Below are 24,907 nucleotides of genomic sequence, written 5' to 3'. Positions count from 1 at the left end.
GCGGCGTCGATTTTCTCGGGCAATTCCCCTCCACCGGCCGCCCGCCGGCGTCACTCCGGCGCGATCTCGAGCCGCCGCGGGCGCGGCAGCCGCAGCTGGTCGAGCCCGTCGTTGAGATCGAGGGAATCGAGCACGTTGGTCCGCTCGCGGCGGACGCGGAACTTCGGCCCCTCGTCCTCGGTGATCTGGATGCTGTGATACGGGTCGTCGCCCAGCAGCACCGGCTCCTTGGGGCGGACCGGCGAGGTGTCGATCACCGGCAGCACCGTGATGTCCAGCGTGGGATCCTCGGGCGCCGAGCCGGAGTGCTTCGAGCAGTAGGGAATCTTCTCCGTCCCGCGGCGGAAATATTCGGCCACGCCGGCGGGGCGCGAGCGCATCGAGCCGGTGACCGGATCCTGGAAGGTCTCGTAGCAGTAGGGCGTGACGCGCTCGCCGGAGACCCGGCAGATCTCCATTTCCACCACGCTCTCCGGCTGCGGAATGCTGCGTCCGCCGAAGTGCTTGCTGGCTTGATTCATCGCCTCCACCCACACCGGCATCGCGAGGTCGCGGCCGAAGGCCCCCTCGTAGATCGGGTCGCCGGAGTTGAGGAAGCCGACCCAGACGCCGCAGGTCACGCGACCATTGTAGCCGAGCGTCCAGGCATCGGAGAAGTCGTGGGTGGTGCCGGTCTTGCAGGCGCCGTTGAAGGGCGATTCCACCAGCGAGTCGAGCACCCCCTTGGCGCTGCCGTTGGACATCCCGCCCTGGAGGATGCTGTGGACCTGGAACGCCGTCGCCGAGCTCACCGCCGGGGTGCCGTCCTGGTCCTGGATCGGCCGCTCGTAGCGGATCGAGCCGTGCGAATCGCGCACGCTTTCCACGTACCACATGCGTTCCGGCCCGGTGCGCCCGTCGCGGGCGAAGGCGGTATAAGCCTTCACCGCCTCCTTCAGCGAGGCCGGCTCCCAGCCCACCGCCAGCCGCGGCAGCAGCTCGGCGTTGTCAAAGGGCAGGCCGAAATCGATGGCGGTCTGCCGCACCTTCTCCAGCCCCACCTGGTTGGCCAGCCGCACCGTCGCCGCCACTTTCGAACTTTCGAGCGCCCGCCTCAGCGTGATCGAGGCGTGCTCGTAGCTCGGGTTCGGCACCTCCATGCCCCACTCGCCCAGAATGCCCTCCCGGCCGCCGACCATCACCGTCCGGTTGTCCATTTCCTCGTCCTCCACCCCGGACGCGGGCGTCAACCCACTCTCCAGCGCGGCTGAGTAGACCATGGGAAAAAATGCCGTGCCCAGCGGCCGCCGGCCCAGCTCGATCACATCGAAGGGCACCGTGGCGTAGTCGCGGCCGCCGACGTGCGCGATCACGCCGCCGTTGCGCTGGTCGACCATCAACACGCCGCCCTGCAGCCATTGTTTCGGGTCACCGGTGCCCCGCCGGGGGTGGGTGAAGCCCGGGTGGTTCTCCGCCTTCACCAGCATGGCCTCCAGTTTCCGCTCCGCGGACTGCTGCACGGCGGTATCGATCGAAGTCTGGATCGTGTAGCCGCCCTCGGCCAGCGCCTCGTCGCCCAGCAAGGTGCGGATCTCGCTGGCGATCCTTTCGTAGAGGTGGCTGGTGCCGCGCTGCAGCGGCTTGGGGTTGAGCTTGATCTTGTCCGCCCGCATGCGCGCTGCTTCGGACGGGGTGATCATGTCGAGGTTCATCATCCGCTCGATCACCATGTTCCGCGACACGCGGCAGGCCTCGATGTTGTTCAGCGGGGAAAGCCCGGTCGGGTTCTTGATCAGGCCCACGATGGTGGCGCACTCGCCGTCGGTCAGGTTTTCCGGCTCCTTGCCGAAATAGCCCAGCGAGGCCGAGCGGATCCCGTAGAAGCCGCTGCCGAAGTAGATCCGGTTCAGGTAGAACTCGAGGATCTCGCGCTTGCTGTAGACCGTCTCGATCCGCTGCGCCAGGAAGGCCTCGACCAGCTTGCGCTCGATCCCGCTCTCGCCCCGCTTCTTGCGTTCCGCCTCCAGGTCGTAGGCGCCCCGCGCGAGCTGCTGGGTGATGGTCGAGGCACCCGAGACCGCCTCGCCGACCCGCAACCAGTCGATGCCCGCCCGCAGGATGCCCATGTAGTCGACGCCCTTGTGGTCGAAGTAGCGCTTGTCCTCGCCCGCGCGCAGCGCCGAAATGAAGCGGTCCGGCACCTTGTCGATGCGGATCACGCTGCGGTTCTGGACGAAGACCCGGCCCAGCTCGCCGCCGTTGCGGCCGACGATCACGCTCGGCACCTCCACCTTGTCCACCAGGCTCAGGTCGTAGCCCGACGCCCGCTCGCGGTAGGGCTCGAGCATCCGGTCCACCACCAGCACCCCGATCAGCGCGGCCATCACGAGAATCAACAGCGTGAGCACCCAGAAGCCTTTCCGCTTGAAGAAGAGGGGCCGCTTCCGCTTGTTCCGGTCGGCTTTCGTGGCTTTGGACATGGCAAAAAAAGGAGAAAGTCCCGGTGGGGACGGCGCGGGACGGAATCCGGCATATCGGGAACCGGACGGGGTGGCAATCCCCGGCTTGGTAGCGGAACTCCGCCGGGAAATCGTGCAATCCGGGGCCATAAACTTCGCCCGCTTCATGGACCTCGCCCTCTATCACCCGGAGGGCGGCTACTATGCCACACCCGGCCGGCGGGTCGGCCGCCACGGCGATTTCTACACCAGCGTCTCCGCCGGCCCGCTTTTCGGGAAAATCCTGGCCCTCCACCTGGCGCCGGTGCTTTCCGGAATGGACGGCCCGCTGCGGATCCTCGAACTCGGCGCGCACGATGGCAGCCTCGCCCGCGACGTGCTCGAAGCTCTTGCCACCGACGCCCCACAGCTGATCGACCGGCTGGAATACGCCATCATCGAGCCGCTCGAGGCCCTCGCCCTCCGTCAGCGGGAAAGGCTGGCCGGTCTGCCGGCGCGCATCGTCGCCGATCCCTCCCAGCTCGAACCCCGCGCCGGCGTGCTGGTCGCCAATGAACTCATCGACGCGCTGAGCTGCCACCTCGTCGAGTCCACCGGCGACGGTTGGCAGGAAATCGGCGTGGGTCTCGCCAGCGACCGTTTCACCTGGAAACCCCTCGGAAACGCCGACCCGGAGCTGGTCCGTCACCTGCCGGCGCGTCCCGCCGGCTACCGCACCGAGGTCCGCCCCTTCCTCGCCGAATTCCTCCGCCCCCTGCGGCCGCTCGTTTCGCCCGGCCGCCTGCTGTTCTTCGACTACGGCTTCGAGCGCGCCGAATACCTCGATCCCGCCCGCGCCGAAGGCACCCTGCGCACCTACTGCGAACACCGTAGCGGCGACGACCCGCTCGACGCGCCCGGCACCCGCGACATCACCGCGCACGTCGAGTTCACCTCGCTGCGGGAGGCGCTCGAGTCGCTCGGCGGCGAGGTCGTCCGCTTCGAAAACCAGTCGCGTTTCCTCACCGCCGCCGCCCGGCCATGGCTGCTCGGGCTGGAAGGCCGCACCGATGCCGCCACCGCCAAGCTGCTGCGGAACTTCCAGACCCTCACCCACCCCGGCCACCTCGGCTCGCGTTTCCATGTCATGGAGGCGCGCTTCGGTCCTTAACTTTTGCGGACATGTCTCGCCTTGCGGTTTCTAACCGAATCGGCTCTAACGATGCCATGACTCTCAGGCCTTTCCTCCTTTTTCCCGTCCTCGGCTTCGCCGCCCTCGCCCAGGAGCCCGAACACGAGATGACGCTCGCGGAACGCCAGCAGGCCTACAGCGCCTATGTCCACGAGCTGCTCGGCGAGGATCCCTACCAGACCGGCGATGTCGAGTTGCCGGGCGGCCTGGCGGCCCTTCACCTGCCCGCCGGCTACCGTTTCCTGCCCGAGGAGGGGGCGAAAAAGGTGGTCGTGGACCTGTGGGGCAATCCTCCCGAAAGCGTCGAGGACACCCTCGGCCTGATCGTCCCCGCGGAGGAGGAGCTCGACCAGTTCGACTCGTGGGCGGTGGTCGTCGAGTTCGAGGAGGAAGGATATGTCTCCGATCATGATGCGGATGAGATCGACTACGACGAACTCCTCAGCCAGATGAAGGAAGGCGCCAGCGCCGCGAATGCCGAGAGGACGGCCGCCGGCTACCCCGCCGTCGACATCGTCGGCTGGGCCATCCCGCCCCACTACGACAAGTCCCACAAGGTCCTCCACTGGGCGAAGGACGTGCATTTCAGCGACGCCGAGGATGACACGCTCAACTACGACGTCCGCGTCCTCGGCCGGCGCGGCATCCTCAACCTGCAGGCGGTGGCTTCCATGAGCAATCTGGCGGAAATCCAGGACGTCTCACCGCTGCTGACCGGGATGGTCGAGTTCCTGCCGGGCCATCGTTATGCCGATTATGACCCGAAGACCGACAAGAAGTCGGAGCTCTCGCTCGCCGGCATGATCGTCGGCGGGGCCGTGGCCGCCAAGCTCGCCGCCAAGGCCGGCATCCTCGCCAAGCTCGGCATCGTCCTGGCCAAGGGCTGGAAGGCAATCGCCATCGGTGCCGTGGCCCTCGGCGGCATGTTCAAGAAGTTGGTCCGCCGGCAAGCCTGAGCCGAGGTTTCAGCACTCCACCACGTTGACCGCCAGGCCGCCGCGCGAGGTTTCCTTATACTTGGATTTCATGTCGCGGCCGGTCTGCCACATGGTGCGGATCACCTTGTCGAGCGAGACCTTGTGGGCGCCGTCGCCGGCCATGGCCAGGCGGGCGGCGTTGATCGCCTTCACCGCCCCCATGGCGTTGCGCTCGATGCAGGGGATCTGGACCAGCCCGCCGATCGGATCGCAGGTCAGGCCGAGGTTGTGCTCCATGCCGATCTCGGCCGCGTTCTCGACTTGGCTCGGCGTGCCGCCCAAAAACTCGACCAGGCCCGCGGCGGCCATCGAGCAGGCCACGCCGACCTCGCCCTGGCAGCCCGCTTCAGCGCCGGAAATGGAGGCATTCCGCTTGTAGAGCAGCCCCACCGCCCCGGCCGCCAGCAGGAAGCGGTGGACGCCATCCGCATGCGGCGAGTGGCGGAAGCGCACGGCATAGTGCAGCACCGCCGGGATGATGCCCGCCGCGCCGTTGGTCGGGGCCGTGACCACCCGCCCGCCGCCGGCGTTTTCCTCGTTCACGGCCAGCGCGTAGAGGTTCACCCAGTCGAGCACCGATAGCGCATCGCTCAGCGCCGCCTCGGGCCGTGAGCGCAGTTTTTCATGGATCGCCTTGGCGCGGCGCCCGACCTGCAAGCCGCCCGGCAGGATGCCCTCCACCTCGCAGCCGCGCTGCACGCACTGCTGCATGGCCTCCCAGATGGCATCGAGCCGGGCCCGCGTTTCCGCCTCCGGGCGGTGGGCCGCCTCGTTGAGCTGCATCACCTCGCTGACCCGCAGGCCGTGGGTTTCACAGATGGCCATCAGGCCCTCGGCGGAAATGAACGGATGCGGCACCTCGGCCCCTTCCGCCCCCGGCGCGCGGAGCGTTTCCTCATCGGCGATGAAGCCACCGCCCAGCGAATAGACCACGCGGTCGGCCAGCACCTTCCCCTGCGCATCGGTGGCGGTGAAATGCATGCCGTTGGCGTGCAGCGGCAGGGGGCGGGTGCGGCGGAAGTCGAGGTCGCGCTTCCAGTGAAACGGGATTTCCCGGCCCCACGGCAGCTTCAGCACCTGCGAGGTCGCGACCTCGCCCAGGCAGGCGTCGATGATCGGCAAGTCCACCGTTTCCGGATCGTGGCCGAGGAAACCGAGCACGATCGCGCGGTCGGTGCCGTGGCCCTTGCCGGTGGCCGCCAGCGATCCGTAGAGCGTGCAGGTCAGGTGACCCACCTCGTCGTGGCAGCCACCGGCTTCGAGCCGTTTCACGAATTCGAGCGCCGCGCGCATCGGGCCGACGGTGTGGGACGACGACGGACCGATGCCGATGGTGAACAGATCGAGCGCCGAGATCATGGCGGAGTCCGCGGTGGTGCTGGGTTCGGCGGGCAAGGGTGCGGTCCGTGGCATGTGGCCGCGCGTGGAGCGGTCGGCATACCAAGTTCCGCCGGAGTCCCCGCAAAATCACAGGAAAGCGTTCTCTTCCGTTTCACAGCTCGAGAATCCGTCGCTGGATCCGCCGCAGCGCCTGCAACATCCGCCACGATTCGCCCGGTTTCAGCCGGCTGTGCTCCTTTTCCTCCCAGCTCACCGGCATTTCCTCCCACGAAAAGCCGGCCACCTGCATCTCGACCAGCAGCTCCACATCGAAGGCGAACCCGTCCTCGTGCAGCCGCCCGGCGACCTTCCGGAACGCCTCGCCCTGGATCACCTTGGCGCCGCATTGGGTATCGAACGTTTCGAGGTCGAGCATCAGCCGCACCGCCAGCAGGAACCCTCGGTGGCGCAAGGCCCGCCAGGCGCTCTCATGGATGCTCGTCGAGTCCGTCCGCACCCGCACGCCGATCACCGAGTTGCGCGCCTTTTCCGCCTCGGCGAAAAGCCGCAGCATGTCCGGCCCGGTGACGCTGCCATCCGCATCCACAAAGCCCAGCCACCGCGCCCGCGGGTAGCCCGACCACGCCTCGCGCACCACCGCGCCCTTGCCGCGGTGGGCCGCTGCGGCGTGCAGGTGGATGTGGGGAAAGATCCGCCGCGCCTCATCGCGGACCTTTTCCAGCCGCGCGATCTCTTCCGCGCCCGAGCCGTCGTCGGCGATCACCCAGGTCACCGGCCGGTCCGCCGCGGCCAGCGCCTGCGCCAGCTCCGGGGCGTAGTGCGAGAGCCGCCGCGAGTCCTTCCACACCGGCGTCACCAGAACGGAAGTTGCCTCATTCCCCGCATCCGACATCCTCCCTCCAACGTCCGCAACGACCGCGGGCTTTCATTCGTAGGCCCTGCCATCCCATGACCCGCCTCGCCGCCTGTTGGATCCTCGTGCTCGCCCTCGCCGGCGCGCTGCGTTTCCACGACCTCGGCCAGCGCCCGCTGCATGCCGACGAAGCCACCGGCGCGCGCATCACCGGTCGCGCGTTGGAGGGCCAGGGCTACCGCTTCGATCCCACCCACTACCACGGCCCGGTCCTGCACCGGCTCGGCCAGCTCGCATCACTCGCCGCCGGTCACCGCCGCTGGGCGGACATGGAGATCACCCCCCTGCGCGCCGTCACCGCCGGCGCCGGCCTGCTGACGGTCGCCCTGCCGCTGTTCGGCGTCCGCCGCTACGGCCAGCCCGCCATGCTGTTCGCCGCGCTGCTGTTGGCGACCTCGCCGATGCTTGTCTACTACAGCCGGATGTTCATCCATGAAACCCTGCTCGCCCTCTTCGGCCTGCTGGTTTTCGCGCAGCTCTCGCTGCGGCGGCACCTCTGGCTCATCGGCCTCTGGGCCGGCCTCATGTGGGCCACCAAGGAGACCTTCGTCATCAGCCTCGCCGCCTGGGCAGCGGCCGCCTTCGCCTGCTGGCTGCTGCTCGGAAAAAACCGCCCGCACCCGCGCGAGCTGCTGCGCCGGCACGGTCGCGATGCCGCCCTCGGGCTGGCCGTTTTCCTGCTCGTCTCGATCGGCTTCTACACCGATGGCTTCCGCCACGGGCGCGGCGCCTGGGACGCCGTGCACACCTATTTCGTCTACCATCCCACCGAGGGCCACGAGAAACCCTTCGCCTGGTATCTCCAACTCCTAGGGTTATCGGAGACGCGCGGCGGCTTGTGGTGGTGGACCGGCGCGCCGTTGCTGCTGGCGATCCTGACCGCCGTGCGCAGCCTCTCGCCGCGCTCGCCGAACCCCGCGACCGTCCGTTTCCTGGCCATCGCCACGCTGCTGCACCTGCTCGCCTACTCGGTGATCTCCTACAAGACGCCGTGGCTAATGGTGCTGCCGCTCGCCCACATCCTGCTGCTCGCCGGCCTCAGCGTCGCGTTTTTCCCGAAACGACCGGCCCTGCGCGTGGCCGCGGGGCTGGGACTGGCGGGGGTCATCGCCTGGCAGCTCGTCCAGACCGTGCGCTCGAGCTTCCAGTTTCCCACCGAGGCGCGGAACCGCTTCGCCTACGTGCCCACCAGCCCGGACATCGCCGGCCTCACGCCGTGGCTGGAACAGCTCGATGCCGCCCAGCCGGACCTGCCGCTCCAGCCGATCCTGGTGGTGGGATCCGATTACTGGCCGCTGCCCTGGTATCTGCGCCGCTACGAACAGGTCGGCTTTTACCCGGAGCCGCCCGCGGAGATCGACCGCATGCCGCTCGTGTTCGCCACCGGCGACCTCACCGAGCAGCTCATCGCCACCCACGTCCCGGTCCCCCGCGGCCTGCGCGATGGCCTCCCGATCACCGTCTGGGTCCGCTCCGATTTCTGGGATGCCTCCGTTCAAAAAAGCCACGACTAGCATGCGACACTTCCCCCACGAGGCCATGAACACCACCTTCCACCTGCGCTTTCCGGGGGAAGCCTTCGGGGCGGCGGACATGGCGATCGAGTGCTACGAGGCGCTCGATCGGCTGGAGGGAAAACTCAGCCGCTTCCGCGAGGACAGCGACATCGGGCGGATCAACGTGATGGCCGCCGGCGAGACGCTCCACATCGCCGAGGAAACCCATGCCTGCCTGCTTCAGGCGTTCGACCTCCACGCCGCGACCGGCGGCTTGTTCGACATCTCGATCGGCCGCGCAATCCGCCACCGCAAGGACGCCGAAACCGGCCCCGTGCCCGCCATTTCCGGGCAGCTCGTCATCCACCCGGACCAGGCGGCGGTGACCTGCCTGGAGCCCGGCCGCGAGCTCGATCTCGGCGGCATCGGCAAGGGCTTCGCGCTCGACCACCTCGCCGGCATCCTCGCCCAGTGGGACGCGCCCGCCTGCCTCCTTTCCGCCGGCGCCAGCACTCACCTCGCCTACGGCGAAAAGGCCTGGCCGCTCGAACTGACCGGCGATGCCGACGTGTTGCCGATCGAGCTCCGGCAGGCGGCGCTCAGCGCCTCCGGCACCGGCATCCAGGGCAGCCACATCATCCACCCCGATCCCGACGCGCCGTTGGCCACCGGCCGGCAGTGGGTCATCGCCACCACCGCCGCCGCCTCCGACGCTTGGTCCACCGCACTGATCCTCGCCCCGCCGGAGGCCGTCCCCGAGCTGCTCGCCGGCTTCCCGGGCGTCACCGGCTGGATCGAGGAGATAGAGGGCACGCCCGAGCCACGTTTTGTGGGGAAATGCTGAAACGCTGAAACGCTGAAACGCTGAAACGCTGAAATGCTGAAAGCCCGAAGGGCGGACCCATCCACCATCCACCATCTACCATCTACCATCCACCATCCACCATCCACCTCCCCGCCCATGAAGACTCGTCGCCAGTTTCTCACCTCCACCGCCGCGCTCACCACCGGTGCCTGGATCGCCCCGCGGTTCGCCATCGGCCAGGAAGGCCGCGCCGCCAATGACAAGATCAACCTCGCCTTCATCGGCTGCGGCGGTCGCGGCTGGGACAACCTCAACGGCCTGACCGGTGAGAACGTGGTCGCCTTGTGCGACATCGATGACGAGCGCGCCGCCGGCGCCTTCAACAAGTATCCCGACGCCAAGCGCTTCAAGGACTACCGCCAGATGCTCGACAAGATGGGCAACGACATCGACGCGGTGGTCGTCAGCACCCCGGACCACTCGCACTTTCCCGCCACCATGGCCGCGATGGAGCTGGGGAAACACGTTTTCACCGAGAAACCGCTGGCCCACAACATCTGGCAGTGCCGGACCCTGAAAAAAGCCGCCCAGCACTACGGCGTGATCTCGCAGATGGGCAATCAGGGCCACGCCACCGAGGGCATCCGCTTCATCCGCGAGTGGTACGAGGCCGGCGCGCTCGGCAAGGTCACCGAGGTCCTCGCCTGGTTCACCGGCCCGGATTTCAACGGGCCGTTCTTTAAAAAGCCCGACTCGATGCCACCGAAGGCGGTGCCCGTGCCGGACCACATCGACTGGGACCTGTGGCGCGGCCCGCACGTCGGCGAGATCGGCTACAACCCCGTCCTCCACCCGCTCACCTGGCGCGGCTTCTTCGATTTCGGCTGCGCCGAGCTCGGCGACTGGGCCTGCCACACGCTCGACGCCCCCTTCTGGGCGCTGCACCTCGGCATGCCGACGGTGATCGAGGCCGAAAAGCGCGAAGGCGGCTCCGAGAGATTCACGCCGGATGCCTCGCTGATCCGCTTCGAGTTTCCCGCCCGCGGCGACGAGCCACCGGTCACGCTCAAGTGGCACGACGGCCACCTGCAGCCCGACCTCCGCCCGGAGTGGGGCCTCGACGACCTCGGCGCCGACGGCATGATCATGGTCGGCGACAAGGCCAGCCTGCTGACCGGCGGCCGCCCCGACAGCCCGCGGCTCATCCCGCAGGACCTGTGGATGGAGTTCCGGAAAAACATCCCGGAAAAGAAGATCCCGCGCGTCGGCAAGGGCGGTCACTACAAGGAGTGGACCGATGCCATCCGCGGCGACGGACCCGTGCCCGGCTCGAACTTCAACTACGCGGCCGAGCTCACGGAGATGGCCCTGCTCGGCGTGCTCGCCATGCGCTTCGGCGGTCGCATCGAATACGACCCGGCGGCGATGAAGGTGACCAACCGCCCCGATCTCAACGCCTACCTCAAGGAACCCGCCCGCGACGGCTGGAAATACGGCGAAAACCTCTGAGTCGGTTTTTTCCCGCCGGCAGAAAAAGGATGGAGGCGGAGGTGGGAATCGAACCCACGAATGGAGGTTTTGCAAACCTCTGCCTTACCACTTGGCTACTCCGCCATCGACGCTGCAAGCGCGGGCCGCGGTTGTTACGCGTCGTGGCGCCTCATGTCAATGCCCGGCTTGCCCGACCCAAGCCAGGCCAGGGCCCCACCCTTCTGGATGGCCGCAGAAGGTAGGGTCAGGCGCCCCCGCCCGACCGGAACGGTCCCCAAAAGCCGACCCTCCCCCCCCCCCGCAACGGCCGACCGAGGGCGGTCGGCCCTACCCGCCTCGGATCCTTCGTCGGCAAACCGATGGGAAACCCGGGTGCCACGGGCCGGAATCTTCGGGGTTGGCGGGCCGCGTGGGGCTGTTCAGGTTCCGCCCATGCCCGACGCCGTCCGCGAGCTCTATTCCCAGCGCCGCTACCCCGCGCTCTCCCACCCGGAAACCCACCCCGGCACGCTCGCCGCGACCGCCCGTTGCTGCGGCGTGATCACCCCGCCGCTGGTCGATTCCTGCCGGCTGCTCGAGATCGGCTGTGCGTCCGGCCACAACCTGCTGCCGCTCGCCGAGCGCTTCCCGGACAGCACCTTCCACGGCATCGATTTCTCGGACTCCGCCATCCGCGCCGCCGAGCAGGCCGCCCGCGCGGTGGGGTTGGAAAACATCACCTTCGAGCACGCCGACCTGACCGACTGGCAACCGCCCGAGGAGCCCTTCGATTTCGTGATCGCCCACGGGATGCTGTCGTGGATCCCGGACGGGGCGAAGGCCGCGCTGCTCGACCTGATCCCGCGCTGCCTCGCGGAGTCCGGCCTGGCCAGCCTCAGCTACAACACCCTGCCGGGCTGGGCCTTGCGCCACGAAGCCGCCGCCATGCTGCCCGCCCTCGGCGCGCTCGATCCGGACCACCAGGGCCTCGACGCGCTGCTCGGCACGCTCGAATCGACCGCCGCCCTCGGCGGCTCGCCCTACTCGCAGCACCTGGCGGAGATTTATCGCGACATGCGCCGCAAAGGCCCGGCCATCCTGCCCTTCGATGACCTCGCGCCGCAGTGCGATGCCTTCCATTTCGGCCGGGTGCTCGGCTGGGCCGGGGAAAGGAAGCTCCGCTACCTCGGCGAGACTTCGCTGGCCGACAACCTGCCGCCGAACCTGCCGGCGGAGGCGCTGGCCCGGCTCAAGCCGCTCGAAAAGGACCCGGTGCTGCTCCAGCAGGCGCTCGACCTGCTGTCCGGCCGCGCCCACCGCACCAGCCTGTTCTGCCCGGCGGAAACGTCGATCGACACCACCACGACCAGCTCGGTGACGCTCCACTTCGAGGTCCGGCTGCTCGTTTCCAAGCTGCCGCCGGAGGCCGTGCACGGGGAAATCATCGGCCTGCTCCACGCCGCGCTGACCGCCGCCGCGCCGGATACCCGCCCGCTGACCGGGCTGATGGAGGAATGCGCCGCCCGCCTCGGCCCGCGCTGGGACCCGGCCACCGGCTCGCAGGCGATCGCCGGCTGGATCTGGCAGGCCGCGCGGCTGGGCTGGGTCGAGCTGCGGACCGATGCCATCGCGATCCCCAGCACGCCGGCCAAGCCGAAGCTCTCGCCGCTCAACCTCCACTTCGCCCGCCAGCGGACGGGCGTGGTCGATGCCTTCCACCGCACCTGCCATTTCCCGGAAAACCACCGGAGCATGGTGGCCGCGCTCGATGGCACCCGCACGCTCGACGAGCTGGCGGCGCTGGCGCGCCACGAGGCGCCGGACCTGGATTTCCACCCGTGGATCCGGCACCTGGCGGGGCGTGGCTTGTTCGTTTCCTAGCGAAGATTTCACGCAGGATCTCAGGAAAACGCTCGACATTGGCGAACGTGGTCCGAGCGTGCCGCCATGATGCAAGCCATCCGTTTCCTGAAAGCCGCGGCTTTCGCCGCCACCATCACCAGCGCCTTCGCCGTTCCGGAAGGCTGGACCGAGGACTTCGACGCCGCCAAGGCCGAGGCCGCCAAAGACAACGAGTCCCTGCTGATGGACTTCACCGGCTCCGATTGGTGCGGCTGGTGCAAGAAGCTCGACGCCGAGGTCTTCTCCAAGGACGCCTTCAAGGAGGGCGTGGAGGACAAGTTCGTGCTCGTCTCGCTCGATTTCCCGCAGGACAAGTCGAACCTCTCCGAGGAGACCCAGGCGCAGAACGACAAGCTCCAGGAAAAGTATGGCATCCAGGGATTTCCGACCATCGTCCTGGCCGACGAGCAGGGCCGGCCCTTCGCCACCACCGGCTACCAGGAGGGTGGCGCTGAAAGCTACGTGAAGCACCTCGACGAGCTGCTCGAAAACCGCAAGACCCGCGACGAAGCGTTCAAGAAGGCCGAGGACCTCAAGGGCGAGGAGAAGGCCCAGGCCCTGGTCGATGCGCTGACCGCCATGCAGCTCGATGACGCCATGGTCGCCGAGTTTTACAGCGGCGTCATCGACGACATCAAAGCCGCCGACCCGGACGACAAGACCGGTTTCGCCGCCAAGATGGAGGCCAAGAAGCAATACAGCGACTTCGAGATGAAGCTCAATGAGTTCGCCCGCTCCGGCGACCACGAGGGCGCGCTCAACTACGTCGACGAGACGCTCAAGGCCGACAAGTTCAGCGGCGAGCAGAAGCAACAGATCCTCACCATCAAGGGCATGATCCTCGCCCAGCTCGGCCGCTTCGATGACGCCCTGCCGGTGCTCGATGACGCCAAGGCGGTGGCGCCCGATTCCGAAGTCGGCTCGCGCATCGACATGATCAAAGAGCGCATCGGCCAGATGACCAAACAGGCCAAGGACGAACCTGCCGACGCCGACGATTCCGACGAGGAAGCCGCCGAATAAAACGGCCGGCGTTTCACCGAATCTCCAGCGCCTCCGGGAGCCTCCCGGAGGCGCTTTTTCGTGGCCGCGCGACAGGCATTTGAAATGTCGGACCCTCCCCGGACGTTCCAGTCCGCTGCCAGTCGACTGGCACCCACCATTCATCCAAAGCCCATGCATCCGCTTCCCAACCGCCGCCATTTCCTCAAGCAAGGCAGCCTCGCCGGCGCCGCGCTCGCCACCGCCCCGCACCTCTTCGCCCAGGTCGCCGGCGACTCGCCCGAAATCAAGGTCGCCCTGATCGGCTGCGGCGGCCGCGGAAACGGCGCGCTCAATGACTTCCTCGAAGCCTGCAAGATCCTCAAGTTGAAGCCCACCGTGGTCGCCGCGGCCGACGCCTTCCCCGAGCGCGCCAAGGGCACCGCCGACCGGCACGGCGTCCCGGCCGAGCAGACCTTTTCCGGCTACGATGCCTACCACAAGGCGCTCAAGGCCGACTGCAACTTCGTCATCCTCGCCACTCCGCCCGCCTTCCGCCCGGTCCACTTCGCCGCCGCCGTGGAGGCCGGCAAGAACGTCTTCATGGAAAAGCCGGTCGCCGTCGATGCCCCCGGCTGCCGCTCGGTCATCGAGACCGGCAAACTCGCCGCCGGCAAGGGTCTCGGCGTCGTCGCCGGCACCCAGCGCCGCCACCAGAAAGGCTACCTCGAAAACAAGGCCCGCCTCGAAGCCGGCGCCATCGGCGACCTCCGCGGCGGCATCATCCAGTGGAACGGCGAGATCCCCTGGATCGCCGACCGCCAGCAAGGCTGGTCGGACACCGAATACCTCACCCGCAACTGGCTGAACTTCAGCGAAATGTCCGGCGATCACATCGTCGAGCAGCACGTCCACCAGATCGACGTCGCCTGCTGGTTCCTCGGCCGCATGCCCGTCTCCGCCCTCGGCTTCGGCGGCCGCGCCCGCCGCCGCACCGGCAACCAGTTCGACTTCTTCAGCATCGACCTCGACTTCGGCGACGACATCCACATCAACAGCCAGTGCCGCCAGGTCGCCGGCTGCTACAACCGCGTCGGCGAGATGTTCACCGGCACCACCGGCTCCTGCTACGGCGGCGGAAAAATGGATGGCAAGGAGGTCTCCATCCCCGAGATCAAGGTCGATACCGACAACTCGATGGTCCAGGAACACGTCGATCTCCTGCGCGGCGTGCTCGAGGAAAAGCCGCTCAACGACGCCGAGCGCATCGCCCAGGTCACCGCCGTCGCCATCATGGGCCGCCTTTCCGCCTACTCCGGCCAGCTCGTCCGCTGGGTCGACCTCATGGAAAACAAGAAATCGCCCTTCTACGACCTCGCCCTGCAGCCATCGCCACTCGATTTCGAAAAGGGAGCCATCCAGCTCCCCGCCGAAGAGCCCCCGGTTCCCGGCAAAGCCTGATGGATCGAACGGCAACCGCTTCCCCCATCATTGCACCCGTTCCGGCTCCGGCTGGGGCGGGTTTTTCTTTTCCAGGAGATGCGGCCCGCTCCCGTCCGCCGTCCTGAAAAGACACGCCTCGCCGGAAAACTCTCATTTTTGTTCACACGAACATCTTTTCCCATTGACCGGACACCGCTCGCCTGCCAGAGAATCGCGCCATGGCCAAGACTGCTGACGACTCCTCGAAACTCGCCGATGCCCGCAAGCGCAACCTCGACCTGGCGATTTCCCAGATCCAGAAGGAGTTCGGCGAATCCGCCATCATGCGCATGGGCGATGAAAACCGCGTCGATGTCGACGTCATCCCCACCGGCAACCTGGTCATCGACCGCGCCCTTGGCGTCGGCGGCTTCCCCCGCGGCCGGATCGTGGAAATCTTCGGCCCGGAATCGTCGGGCAAAACCACCCTGACGCTCACCGCCATCGCCCAGGCCCAGAAAAAAGGCGGCCTGGCGGCCTTCATCGATGTCGAGCACGCGCTCGATCCGCAATACGCCCGCAAGCTGGGCGTCAACCTTGACGACCTGCTCGTTTCCCAGCCCTCCTCCGGCGAAGAGGCCCTGCAAATCTGCGAGGCCCTGGTCCGCTCGAACGCGATCGACGTGATCGTGCTCGACTCCGTCGCCGCCCTGGTCACCAAACAGGAGCTCGACGGCGAGATCGGCGACTCCACCGTCGGTGCCCAGGCCCGCCTCATGAGCGCGGCCATGCGCAAGCTCACGAGCCTCATTTCCAAGGCCCGCACCGTCTGCATCTTCACCAACCAGATCCGGGAAAAGATCGGCGTCATGTTTGGCAACCCGGAGACCACCCCCGGCGGCCGCGCGCTCAAGTTCTTCTCCTCGGTCCGCATCGACATCCGCCGCATCGGCCAGATCAAGGCCACCGACGGCACCGTCCAAGGCAACCGCACCAAGATCAAGGTGGTGAAGAACAAGGTCGCACCGCCCTTCACCGACTGCGAGTTCGACATCATGTATGCCGAGGGCATTTCCTCGACCGGCTCGCTGCTCGACCTGGCGTTGGAGTTCGATCTCGTCCAGAAGCGCGGCTCCTGGTTCGCCTACAACGGCGAGCAGCTCGCCCAAGGCCGGGACGCCGCCAAGCAGGCCCTCAAGGACAACGAGGAACTCTACAACGAACTCACGGAAAAAGTCCGCGCCAAGCTCGACGAAGCCAAAAAGTAGGGAGAGCGGGCAACCTGCCCGCCCGAGCTCCGGCGATCGACTTCTGGAACCACGAAAACGTCCAGCGAGTTGCAGGGAGTCCTTGGTCCTTGGTCCTTGGTCCTTGGTCCTTGGTCTGAAAGGCAAAGGCACTTGAGAGGTGACGTCTCGAACCAAGTTCGACCACGGACCACGGACCACGGACCAAGGACAACATCGCAGGTAGGGTCGAGCGCCCTCGCTCGACCGGCCCATGGCCTCGCGCATGCTGAGCCCATCCCCGCGCGAAGCCCTCCGCCTTGCAAGCCGCACCGAGCCAAACACCGGCGACATCTTTGACGTGTCCCCGCGCCCGGTCGAGCGAGGGCGCTCGACCCTACCTTTCCGTGTCTTCCGCGTATTCCGTGGTTAAATTTCGTCCTTTTCGACCCTTTCGTTGTTCCAATCCCCCCGGTAGCCGGTAGCCGGTAGCCGGTAGCCGGTAGCCGGTAGCCGGTAGCCGGTAGCCGGTAGCCGGTAGCCGGTAGCCGGTAGCCGGTAGCAGGTAGCAGGTAGCAGGTAGCAGGTAGCAGGTAGCAGGTAGCAGGTAGCAGGTAGCAGGGGGTCCTTGGTCCTTGGTCCTTGGTCCTTGGTCCTTGGTCCTTGGTCCTTGGTCCTTGGTCCGAAAGGCAAAGGCACTTGAGAGGTGACGTCTCGAACCAAGTTCGACAACGGACCACGGACCACGGACAACATCGCCAGGTAGGGTCGAGCGCCCTCGCTCGACCGGCCCATGGCCTCGCGCATGCTGAGCCCATCCCCGCGCGAAGCCCTCCGCCTGCAAGCCGCATCGAGCCAAACACCGGCGACATCTTTGACGTGTCCCCGCGCCCGGACGAGCGAGGGCGCTCGTCCCTACCGTTTCCGTGTCTTCCGTGTATTCCGTGGTTAAATTTCGTCCTTTTCGACCCTTTCGTTGTTCCCATCACCACGCGAGCAGGTAGCAGGTAGCACAGCGGCCTGGCCGCGAGCACCAACGAAAAAACCCGCCTGCCACCAAGGACAGGACGGGTCTTGAAAAGGGGTCGTTTTGAAACCGCCGGTTCCGCTTACTCGGCAGCGGCCGCCACCGGAGCGGCGGATTCCTCGGCGGCGCTCTCGTCAGCCACCTTGGGCTTGCCGATGTGCGCGATCACCACATCGTCCGCGTAGGCCGGGCTGACGCCGTCGGGGAACTTCACGTCGCCGATGTGGAGCGACTCACCTTCGCCCAGCTTCGAAACGTCGAACTCGAGCAGCTCGGGCAGGTGGGTGGCGGCGCAGTGGATGTCCAGGGTGTGGAGCATCTGCTCCAGCACGCCGCCGGCCTTCACGCCGGTGGCTTCACCCGTCAAGTGCACCGGCACGTGGGCGGTGATCTGGGTCTTTTCATCCACCGCCAGGAAATCGGCGTGCAGCGGCTCGCCGCTCATCGGCTCGTGCTGAATGCTTTGCAGGAACGCCAGGCGCGACTTGTCGCCGGCGACCTCGAGGTTGATGAGGATGTTCTCCGATTCGCTTTCGCGCAGCAGTTCACCGAAGGCCTTGGCATCGACCTTGAGGTTGGTCGGCTCGGTGCCCTTGCCGTAGATGACGGAGGGCAGCCAGCCTTCGCGGCGCATCTGCTTGAGGAGACCGGAACCGGTGCGCGCGCGCAGCTCGGCTTTGAGGGAGTGCTTCTTGGCCATGACAGAAATGAGGAATTGAGGATACGAAGTGCCCCCGGTTTCCAACCGGCGGGGCGCGCGAAATAGCCCTCCGGCCCGGAAATGTCAAAAAAAAGCTGTGGGGACCGCCGCGCGGTCGTCCTGGTGCTTGGTGCTTGGTGCTTGGTGCTTGGTCCGTGGTCCGAATGCGGCGGGAGCGATAGCGACCCTCTACCCCATGCGAAGCCAAAGTGGCATGGCGTGAGCGCAGCGACGGCAAGTCCGTGGTCCGTGGTCCGTGGTCCGTGGTCCGTGGTCCGTGGTCCGTGGTCCGTGGTCCGTGGTCCGTGGTCCGTCGTCCGTCGTCCGTGGTCCGTGGTCCGTGGTCCGTCGTCCGTCGTCCGTCGTCCGTCGTCCGTCGTCCGTCGTCCGAAGGCAAAAACTGAAACGCTGAAAACTGAAAACTGAAATGCTGAATGCGGCTTTGCCGCTGTGCTCACTGCTCCCTGCTCCCTGCGTGAAGGGAACAACGAAAGGGTCGAAAAGGACGAAATCTGAAGAGGTTTAAATCACGGAAGGCACGGAAAGGTAGGGTTGAGCGCCCTCGCTCGACCGGCCCGTGGCCCGCGTGCGCTCAGCCCCAGGTTCTCGCGCGATGCTCTTTGCGGATGCGACTTGCGTTGCGCGAACGACGATGCGCGAACCCCGGCCTCTCATGAGCGAGCCGTTTGCCCGGACGAGCGGGGGCGCTCGTCCCTACCGATTCTTGGCTTTCACGTGGTCCTCGGTCGGGCTGTTGGCCGTGGTCCGTGGTCCTTGGTCCGTTGTCGTAGAGGCGCTTGGAGTCGGGCACGGCGCCCTTCAAGCGCTAGCTCGTTGGCGATGCCAATCCTCCGCTCGTGGAAAGCGCGTGGCGCAATCCTCTACGAGCTGACCACGGACAGGCCGCAGGCCCAAATGCCTTTCGTCTTCGACCACGGACATTGGACCAAGGACCACGGACAGGCCGCAGGCCCAAATGCCTTTCCTCTTCGACCACGGACATTGGACCAAGGACCACGGACAGGCCGCAGCCCAAGTGCCTCTCCTTTTCGCACGAAGCACCAAGAACCACGCACGAGGCACCGGCCATCCAAGTGCCTCTCCTCTTCGGACCAAGGACGTTGGACCACGGACCAAGGACTCCGGTGTTGGGATCCCGAGCCGTGGGTTGGCGGGTGGTTCGGGGACGCTGGAGCAAGGCCAGCTCGGAGGGGCGGCGGCCACAGGCACGCCGCTCCTTTCGACCACGGACCAAGGACAACGGACGTTGATCCCGAGCCGTGGGTTAACAGGTGGTTCGGGGACGCTGGACGAGGCGGGCTCGGCACGTCGGCGGCCACAGGCACGCCGCTCCTTTCGACAATGGACCAAGGACGTTGGACCACGGACGAGGCACCAAGCACCAAGCACCAAGCACCAAGCACCAAGCACCAAGCACCAAGCACCAAGCACCAAGTTGCCCTCGCTGCGCTCTCGTTGGCCTGCTTTTCGCTTTTGACCACCCGCGTTCCACCTCCCACACTCCGGAAAGGCCCGAGCGTCCGCGCATTCCCCCCACGATGCCGGCGGCCTTCCCCCGCAATGGTCCCATGTCAGGCACCACCCCCATTTCGTCGTTGAAGGATCCTCCGACCTCGTCGCGGGTGATGACCCGTGAGCCCTTGGCTTGGGCGATCCTGCTTTCGGCGCTGTGGTTGCAGCTCTTCGCCGCCTGCAGCTACGCCTGGCGCTTCGGGGAATACTACGATTACGGCTGGTATGTTCCGCCCTTGGTCGGACTTTTCGTCTGGCGGCTCCGCCACCGGCTCTGCCAGCGTCCCCGCGGGCCCCGGGCCTCCCTGGGATGGGTGGTGCCCGGTTTGATCGTCCTGATGGCCGCGCTGACCCTCCTCCGGATCCTCGAATGGGTGGATCCGCTTTGGACCTTGCCCCTGTGGAGCCAGGCACTCCTGGTCTCCGGGATATCACTGGGGGCGCTCCACCGTTTTGGAGGCTCGGCCGTTCTGCTGCGCTTCGTTCCGATCCTGGTGTTCGCCCTCACCGCCCTGCCCTTGCCGAAACGACTGGAGACGCAGACCGTGGCCTCCCTCACCCGGTCGGTCATCGCCAGCAGCCAGCAATTGCTGGAATGGACCGGCCACCAGGTCCAAACGCTCGGTGACCGGCTGGTGGTGAACCACGAGTTGATCCATGTCACCGACGGCTGCAGCGGCATCCGCTCGGCCCAGAGTTTCCTGATGGCAGCCCTGTTCTTCGGCGAGTGGATGCAGCTCCGCTGGACCGGCCGACTGCTCATGATCGCCTTCGGTATCGCCACGGCTTGGACCTTCAACGTCGCCCGCGCCACCTCACTGGCCTGGATCCGGGTGCATCAGGGAGAATCGGCCTTCGACCAAGCCCACGACTCCGCCGGCCTGTTGGCCTTCGCAGGTGGATCACTGGTGCTGCTCGTCTGCGCGAAATGGCTGGATCGCCCCTTCGGGACGCCGTCAACCATCCGTCGCCAGCTGGCGGAAGGAGGGGTGATATGAAACTGCTCCTTGTCGGTCTTGTTGGCCTCCTACCGGTGGTCCTTTCCGAAATGACGGCCTTCTTCTGGATGCATCCCCCACCGGAAAGCCATGCCGGCCCGGTGCTGGAAATCACCTTCCCCGGCGCAGCCTGGAACGTGCATCCCGACGATTTCGACAAGGCCAACCACCAGCTCCGCAGCACCTCGGGCTGGATCGCTGACAGCGGGCAGACGCCACCCGAGCTTTCCCTGTCGTTTTTCCGCTGGGACCACGCTTCGACCGGCAGCACGCTCGAAGCCTTCCGTCACATGCCGGAACAGTGCATGCCCAGTATCGGGATGGTGCTGGAGAAGCATTTCAACTCCCGCACCCTCAACACCCCGGAAGGCACTCTGGTCTTTGATGCCTCTCGTTTCCGACCGAAGGGCGGCGGCTCCTCCGTTCATATCTATAAATGTGTCTGGGTCCACGGCTATCAGGAGGCGGACATGCGCGGTGGCGTGTTCGAGGGTCACAACGTCAAGGAACTCCGAAGTCTGCGGCAATCGGCCGCCCAACAACGCTTCCGCCCGGCCTTCACCCGCGTCATCATGGGCAGCGTCACCGGCATGCCGACCGAGGACCTCGCCTGGCAGCGTTTTTCCTCCTTCCTCAATCCCCTCATCGACTGGCGCCGGTCGGCCGACCTTACGAATCCCCCATCCTGATTCATGTCCCTCCACCTGCGAGACCGCTGGGTCAATACCCACCCCCTCCTCCGCATCCTGCTGGTCCTCGGCCTGCTGTCCGCGCTGGCCCTCCCCTTTGCCCGGCCGGCCACCGCCGCTTTCAAGCACTGGAATGCCCACCGACAACTCGACAAGGCCGAGACCGCGCTCACCGAGCAGCGTTATTCCGATGCCCGCCTGCTCGCCATTCTTGCCCTACAGAATGATCCCGAGGTTCCCCACGCCGCTTCCGTCCTGCTCACCAGCGCCCGCAAGTTGAACGACCCGATCGCCATGCAGGCGGCCTTCAGCGTCTTGGCTCATCCGGACTCCACGGAAAGCGAAAAGCTTCAAGCTTGGAACACACTCAGCGAAATCGCCCCCACCACGCTGGTGACCTCGGTCCTTCTGAATGATTTCGGCGACCGGAAAGCCGATCCCGCCTGGCTCCTCCCCGTCCTGGAGCGTTTGCTGCGCGATCGCATGCCGGGCGAAGTGCTTGGCTTCGTGGGCAACGAACTGGACTCCATCAAGGATCCGGCTCTCCTCGCGGTCTGCCTGAGAGCCAAGCTGGCCCTCGGTCCACCGACGTCCGACGAGGTCAACCAGGATCTCCTCCACTACCTCCGACGGCAGCCATCCCACGCCCACGAGGTCCTGCCTCTGCTCGACGACATTCCTTTCGAAAGCCTCGACCCGGCGCTCGACGTCGCCTTCCGCTCGACCGTGGGAAATCCTACCGCCCTGGTGGCCGCCGACCAACTCCGGTTCGCCACTGCGAACATGTCCGTCGCGTTCCAAACCGAGCAGGACACCCGGGTCGCCTCCCTGATCCGGCGCTTCGGAAACAGCGAGCCCGACGCGCTAGCCCGTTGGCTTCTCCATCTCGGCCGCCTGGAAGAAGCCGGAAGGGTCATCGACTCGCTTCCTGCCGACTCCCTCGAGGCATTCGAACTTCGGCGACTGGAGCTCGAGCAGCAGAACCGTGCTGAAGACCTGCTCCAGCTCTTGGAAAACCCACCGGACGACGCGGATCTCTCCTTGGTCCTGGCCGACCGGGCATGGGTGCTCAAACGACTCCAGCGCCCCGACGAGGCGGAAAAGGTCGCCAAGGAAGCTTTGGATGCCACCGGTCGTCAGCCTCGAGCCGATGCGGAGGTCCGCCTCGCCCTTCACGCCGAATCCCGTCAGCTCGGCATTCTTGCGATGGATGCCTGGGTCGCCGCCATCCGCCAGGAGGTCGCTCCCCTGCCGCCTTCATCCCGGCTCATGACCTACCTCGACCCCCTTTCCCGAGCCGGCCGTGAAGACGATGCCTTCGCCCTCCTCGAACGCTACCGCGGCCTCGAACCCGGCAATCCGGTCGTCGAATTTTTCTACCAGTACCTCGCCTGTCTCCGAGGTGTCAGCGGCCCGGAGGACCTCCGGAAAGCCGCCGAAGGCGTTCCTGCCGGAATGAAGGATACCCTCGCGGTCCAGTGCTCCCTGGCACTCGCCGATCTCTTGCAGGGCGACTCGGACTCCGCACTCTCTCACACCGATAGCTATCAGGGGGATTGGATCCAAGCTCCGGCAGCATTCCGCGCCGTCCGAGGGCTCAGTCTTCTCCCGTCACATCCACAGCAAGGTGATAAGATCCTCATGAGCCTACCTTGGGAAAGCCTTCTCTCCTCCGAGCGAAAAGTGCTGCAAAGCCTCCAGAAGCAATTGGCGAAAACGTCACCATAAAAGTTGCGCAACCTATTCGCTGGCCCGCAAGCTGCTCTCTCTTGTGCGCGGCCATTTACGCCACGCTAACATCAGAAGTCATTCTCCATGAAAACTGAAACAAGTTACAAAGTTCACCAAATCAAAAGAATTGGGGCTGGAGCAATTTCAGCTGGTCTGATCTGTGGAACGTCATTCTCCGCAACCCTCTTGGAATGGAATACCTATGGAAATACCGGCACTGAAACAGAAGAGACAAGTGTGAGCAATACCACAGGCTTGCTGTCTTCCACGATGACCATCGGCCCAGGGGTGACCTTGACCTCGAGTTCGGATCGCTTCGGGGGCAGAAGTTTCTACGATTCCACTACTGATTCAAACCCAACGACTCTTAACGAGGCGATCGCAGATGGTGAATACATCCAATTTACTGTTACACCGCAATCAGGTTACTCGTATTCTGTAACTGATTTCTCGTTCATTTGGGACCGATCAGGCACGGGACCCGACTCTGTCGCACTTCGGTCCTCCGGTGATAATTATGCGTCTACACTTGCATCTGCTAGCAGTTTAGCGTCTGGCAACACCACAGTCTTCACGAATTTATCATTCAATCTGACTAGTCTGACCTCCGCAACCACCTTCCGACTCTACGCATACGGAGCAACTTCCTCAGCTGGCAACGCTGGTTTTGACACGTCGTCTAACTCACCAAATATCAAGCTCTTAGGATCCGTAAGCGCCATCCCCGAGCCCACAGGCATTACGTCGGGAGCTTTATTGGCGGCGGGCCTCTTTTATCGTGCACGTCCGAGGGGCATAAAGCGTTAGGGCTGAATGGAGGTCTACAAAATTGGCGCTCCGTCAGATTATCTTGAGTGATTGGGCGCGCATTTTGAGAAAGGGGTGCTTGAAATTGGTCATGCCACAGGCTCGATAGATGCGGCCTGCGATCTTGTTATTGAAGGCTTCGATGCAACCGGAGGTGAGGCAATGTTAAGCGGTGACCTTCTTGATGTCGCGCATGACCCCTTTGGCGAAGCGGATCAGTGGCGCGATCCCGAAGGCCAGCACTGTATCACCGCCGTATTCGCCCGCGGGCGTCCCGGAGGCTCGGCGAGCGGGCGTAGATCTCACGGAAGTCCTCCTTGAGGAGGTAGGCGGTCGAGAGCTTCTTGTTGAGCCGGGTGATGTCAAGCAACCGATCGTGGCCGGACTCGTCGAAGCTCCTCGTCGTTCATCATCAAGCAGGTAGCGCGAGCCCTTGATGACCTTCTTGCCCTCGCCTTTCGCGCTGCGCCACTCGCTACGGCGCACCTCGTCGATGGCGGAGTTGAGTTTCGCCATGATGATGGAAACCGTCGTGAACGATCTCAGCCTTAGGCAATTGTTCGGCAAGCACGGAGCGGTAGGCCCCGTTGCTGTCGATGCACACCGCGTGGATCGAGTTCTTCTGCTCCTTGGTGAGCGTGGCGGGGAAGCTCTCCAGGCTCTCATTCTTCTTGCCCCCAGCCATGCGGAGCAGCTCGCCGGTTCGGCCGTTGAGCACGAACGTCACATAGCCGTGCCCTTTTCGGACGGACTTCTCATCGACCAGCGAGCACCTCAAGCCCGTCGAGGTCGGGCTCGAGAAGGTCGGCCTCCAGGACATCGGTCTCGTAGCGGCGCACGGTGGATTCGCCGATCTCGAACATCGCCGCGCAGGGCAGCGAGTCTCCCGCGACGGTCACGACGCATCCGGCGAATTCATACAAAGTTATGAGGTTGAGCGATTTCACACTCCCAGCCCACAGCCATTCCCGGGTGCGTCATCTCTCTTTTCCTCAGCTAATCTGGCGGAGATCCACAAAGTTGTGGAGTTCTTACTTTTGTAAATCAACTCGCTGGCGGTAGAGGTAGCACCCTTGGAATTTAGACCCTCAATGGTCCGCAGTTAGGGGTTCGGGTTACCCTGAGCCCCCGGCAAAGAGGAAGTGTCCCATGAATCGTTAGAATGAGGTGGTGGCTGGTTGGCCTCACGCACAGCGTGAAGGCGTCGAAACCAAAACCAACCAACCACCATGAATCACGAAAGACTGAAGGAGGCGTTCCTGCAAGGCGGAGAGCGCGAG

General features: G+C 65.5%; 19 protein-coding genes and 1 tRNA gene. 12 read left to right on the top strand and 8 right to left on the bottom strand.

The features are described from left to right. Positions 1-50: 50 nt before the first annotated feature. On the bottom strand, positions 51-2,459 hold the full coding sequence (locus ABXH26_RS16725) for a transglycosylase domain-containing protein (RefSeq protein ID WP_353568243.1): 2,409 nt from the start codon (positions 2,457-2,459) through the stop codon (positions 51-53). A 145-nt stretch (positions 2,460-2,604) separates the two neighbouring features. Here ABXH26_RS16725 and ABXH26_RS16720 point away from each other — a divergent pair, with 145 nt between their 5' ends. After that, complete coding sequence (locus ABXH26_RS16720; protein WP_353568242.1) at positions 2,605-3,588, top strand: class I SAM-dependent methyltransferase; 984 nt, start codon at positions 2,605-2,607, stop codon at positions 3,586-3,588. A 56-nt stretch (positions 3,589-3,644) separates the two neighbouring features. Further along, positions 3,645-4,565, top strand: a complete 921-nt coding sequence (locus ABXH26_RS16715; protein ID WP_353568241.1) for a DUF2167 domain-containing protein — start codon at positions 3,645-3,647, stop codon at positions 4,563-4,565. A 9-nt stretch (positions 4,566-4,574) separates the two neighbouring features. On the opposite strand, the gene ABXH26_RS16710 is transcribed toward ABXH26_RS16715, so the two are convergent. Both ABXH26_RS16710 and ABXH26_RS16705 read right to left on the bottom strand, forming a co-directional pair. Continuing rightward, complete coding sequence (locus ABXH26_RS16710) at positions 4,575-5,999, bottom strand: L-serine ammonia-lyase (RefSeq protein WP_353568240.1); 1,425 nt, start codon at positions 5,997-5,999, stop codon at positions 4,575-4,577. Between the two features lie 79 nt (positions 6,000-6,078). Next, positions 6,079-6,783 (bottom strand): glycosyltransferase family protein, encoded by a 705-nt coding sequence (locus ABXH26_RS16705; RefSeq protein ID WP_353568239.1) that lies wholly within the window; start codon positions 6,781-6,783, stop codon positions 6,079-6,081. Positions 6,784-6,875: 92 nt separating this feature from the next. On the opposite strand from ABXH26_RS16705, the gene ABXH26_RS16700 reads away from it, so the two are divergent. The 3 genes from ABXH26_RS16700 to ABXH26_RS16690 all read left to right on the top strand — a co-directional run bounded on the left by ABXH26_RS16700 (position 6,876) and on the right by ABXH26_RS16690 (position 10,650). Beyond that, the gene (locus tag ABXH26_RS16700) at positions 6,876-8,354 is read left to right on the top strand and encodes a flippase activity-associated protein Agl23 (protein ID WP_353568238.1); all 1,479 of its coding nucleotides are present in this window, start codon (positions 6,876-6,878) and stop codon (positions 8,352-8,354) included. Between the two features lies 1 nt (position 8,355). Next, a complete protein-coding gene (locus ABXH26_RS16695; protein ID WP_353568237.1) occupies positions 8,356-9,180 on the top strand; it encodes an FAD:protein FMN transferase in 825 nt (274 codons plus the stop codon). 117 nt (positions 9,181-9,297) lie between these two features. Further along, positions 9,298-10,650 carry a Gfo/Idh/MocA family protein gene (locus tag ABXH26_RS16690; protein WP_353568236.1) on the top strand — a complete coding sequence of 451 codons (1,353 nt, stop codon included), beginning with the start codon at positions 9,298-9,300 and terminating at the stop codon, positions 10,648-10,650. A 30-nt stretch (positions 10,651-10,680) separates the two neighbouring features. On the opposite strand, the gene ABXH26_RS16685 is transcribed toward ABXH26_RS16690, so the two are convergent. Further along, a tRNA-Cys gene (locus ABXH26_RS16685) sits at positions 10,681-10,755 on the bottom strand. Between the two features lie 309 nt (positions 10,756-11,064). On the opposite strand from ABXH26_RS16685, the gene ABXH26_RS16680 reads away from it, so the two are divergent. The 4 genes from ABXH26_RS16680 (at position 11,065) to recA (ending at position 16,184) form a co-directional block, all read left to right on the top strand. Further along, positions 11,065-12,492 carry a methyltransferase domain-containing protein gene (locus ABXH26_RS16680; protein WP_353568235.1) on the top strand — a complete coding sequence of 476 codons (1,428 nt, stop codon included), beginning with the start codon at positions 11,065-11,067 and terminating at the stop codon, positions 12,490-12,492. A gap of 66 nt (positions 12,493-12,558) precedes the next feature. Next, positions 12,559-13,536: a thioredoxin family protein gene (locus tag ABXH26_RS16675; protein WP_353568234.1), complete on the top strand. Its 978-nt coding sequence runs from the start codon at positions 12,559-12,561 to the stop codon at positions 13,534-13,536. A gap of 153 nt (positions 13,537-13,689) precedes the next feature. Then, the gene (locus tag ABXH26_RS16670) at positions 13,690-14,955 is read left to right on the top strand and encodes a Gfo/Idh/MocA family protein (RefSeq protein ID WP_353568233.1); all 1,266 of its coding nucleotides are present in this window, start codon (positions 13,690-13,692) and stop codon (positions 14,953-14,955) included. Positions 14,956-15,155: 200 nt separating this feature from the next. Continuing rightward, positions 15,156-16,184, top strand: a complete 1,029-nt coding sequence (recA, locus tag ABXH26_RS16665; RefSeq protein ID WP_353568232.1) for a recombinase RecA — start codon at positions 15,156-15,158, stop codon at positions 16,182-16,184. A 1,067-nt stretch (positions 16,185-17,251) separates the two neighbouring features. Here recA and ABXH26_RS16660 read toward each other — a convergent pair. After that, positions 17,252-17,869, bottom strand: a complete 618-nt coding sequence (locus ABXH26_RS16660) for a 50S ribosomal protein L25 (protein ID WP_353568231.1) — start codon at positions 17,867-17,869, stop codon at positions 17,252-17,254. A gap of 1,589 nt (positions 17,870-19,458) precedes the next feature. Here ABXH26_RS16660 and ABXH26_RS16655 point away from each other — a divergent pair. From ABXH26_RS16655 to ABXH26_RS16645, 3 genes are read left to right on the top strand one after another with little or no spacing between them, the layout of a single operon-like run. Next, positions 19,459-20,400 carry an exosortase/archaeosortase family protein gene (locus ABXH26_RS16655; RefSeq protein ID WP_353568230.1) on the top strand — a complete coding sequence of 314 codons (942 nt, stop codon included), beginning with the start codon at positions 19,459-19,461 and terminating at the stop codon, positions 20,398-20,400. Continuing rightward, positions 20,397-21,089 carry a hypothetical protein gene (locus ABXH26_RS16650; RefSeq protein WP_353568229.1) on the top strand — a complete coding sequence of 231 codons (693 nt, stop codon included), beginning with the start codon at positions 20,397-20,399 and terminating at the stop codon, positions 21,087-21,089. Before ABXH26_RS16655 ends, ABXH26_RS16650 begins: the two co-directional genes overlap by 4 nt. 3 nt (positions 21,090-21,092) lie before the next feature. Then, on the top strand, positions 21,093-22,817 hold the full coding sequence (locus ABXH26_RS16645; RefSeq protein ID WP_353568228.1) for a tetratricopeptide repeat protein: 1,725 nt from the start codon (positions 21,093-21,095) through the stop codon (positions 22,815-22,817). Between the two features lie 1,057 nt (positions 22,818-23,874). Here ABXH26_RS16645 and ABXH26_RS16640 read toward each other — a convergent pair. The 3 genes from ABXH26_RS16640 to ABXH26_RS16630 form a co-directional block, all read right to left on the bottom strand. Then, the gene (locus tag ABXH26_RS16640; RefSeq protein ID WP_353568227.1) at positions 23,875-23,997 is read right to left on the bottom strand and encodes a hypothetical protein; all 123 of its coding nucleotides are present in this window, start codon (positions 23,995-23,997) and stop codon (positions 23,875-23,877) included. A gap of 105 nt (positions 23,998-24,102) precedes the next feature. Beyond that, entirely contained in the window at positions 24,103-24,354 is a 252-nt protein-coding gene (locus ABXH26_RS16635) for a transposase (protein ID WP_353568226.1), read from the bottom strand. Positions 24,355-24,382: 28 nt separating this feature from the next. Further along, positions 24,383-24,574, bottom strand: a complete 192-nt coding sequence (locus tag ABXH26_RS16630; RefSeq protein WP_353568225.1) for a hypothetical protein — start codon at positions 24,572-24,574, stop codon at positions 24,383-24,385. Positions 24,575-24,907 lie beyond the last annotated feature (333 nt).

This window comes from Haloferula sargassicola (assembly GCF_040362925.1).
In the GTDB taxonomy this organism is placed as follows: Bacteria; Verrucomicrobiota; Verrucomicrobiia; order Verrucomicrobiales; family Akkermansiaceae; genus Haloferula; species Haloferula sargassicola.
The sequence above is the reverse complement of the archived record's forward strand: the minus strand, read 5'-3'. Positions and strand labels throughout refer to the sequence as shown.

Excerpts from the sequence above, each read along its gene's own strand:
- ABXH26_RS16720 (WP_353568242.1), top strand. The coding sequence starts at position 2,605 with ATGGACCTCGCCCTCTATCACCCGGAGGGCGGCTACTATGCCACACCC.
- ABXH26_RS16690 (WP_353568236.1), top strand. The coding sequence starts at position 9,298 with ATGAAGACTCGTCGCCAGTTTCTCACCTCCACCGCCGCGCTCACCACC.
- ABXH26_RS16650 (WP_353568229.1), top strand. The coding sequence starts at position 20,397 with ATGAAACTGCTCCTTGTCGGTCTTGTTGGCCTCCTACCGGTGGTCCTT.
- ABXH26_RS16725 (WP_353568243.1), bottom strand. The coding sequence starts at position 2,459 with ATGTCCAAAGCCACGAAAGCCGACCGGAACAAGCGGAAGCGGCCCCTC.
- recA (WP_353568232.1), top strand. The coding sequence starts at position 15,156 with ATGGCCAAGACTGCTGACGACTCCTCGAAACTCGCCGATGCCCGCAAG.
- ABXH26_RS16695 (WP_353568237.1), top strand. The coding sequence starts at position 8,356 with ATGCGACACTTCCCCCACGAGGCCATGAACACCACCTTCCACCTGCGC.
- ABXH26_RS16670 (WP_353568233.1), top strand. The coding sequence starts at position 13,690 with ATGCATCCGCTTCCCAACCGCCGCCATTTCCTCAAGCAAGGCAGCCTC.
- ABXH26_RS16675 (WP_353568234.1), top strand. The coding sequence starts at position 12,559 with ATGATGCAAGCCATCCGTTTCCTGAAAGCCGCGGCTTTCGCCGCCACC.
- ABXH26_RS16655 (WP_353568230.1), top strand. The coding sequence starts at position 19,459 with ATGTCAGGCACCACCCCCATTTCGTCGTTGAAGGATCCTCCGACCTCG.
- ABXH26_RS16680 (WP_353568235.1), top strand. The coding sequence starts at position 11,065 with ATGCCCGACGCCGTCCGCGAGCTCTATTCCCAGCGCCGCTACCCCGCG.
- ABXH26_RS16700 (WP_353568238.1), top strand. The coding sequence starts at position 6,876 with ATGACCCGCCTCGCCGCCTGTTGGATCCTCGTGCTCGCCCTCGCCGGC.
- ABXH26_RS16660 (WP_353568231.1), bottom strand. The coding sequence starts at position 17,869 with ATGGCCAAGAAGCACTCCCTCAAAGCCGAGCTGCGCGCGCGCACCGGT.
- ABXH26_RS16715 (WP_353568241.1), top strand. The coding sequence starts at position 3,645 with ATGACTCTCAGGCCTTTCCTCCTTTTTCCCGTCCTCGGCTTCGCCGCC.
- ABXH26_RS16645 (WP_353568228.1), top strand. The coding sequence starts at position 21,093 with ATGTCCCTCCACCTGCGAGACCGCTGGGTCAATACCCACCCCCTCCTC.
- ABXH26_RS16710 (WP_353568240.1), bottom strand. The coding sequence starts at position 5,999 with ATGCCACGGACCGCACCCTTGCCCGCCGAACCCAGCACCACCGCGGAC.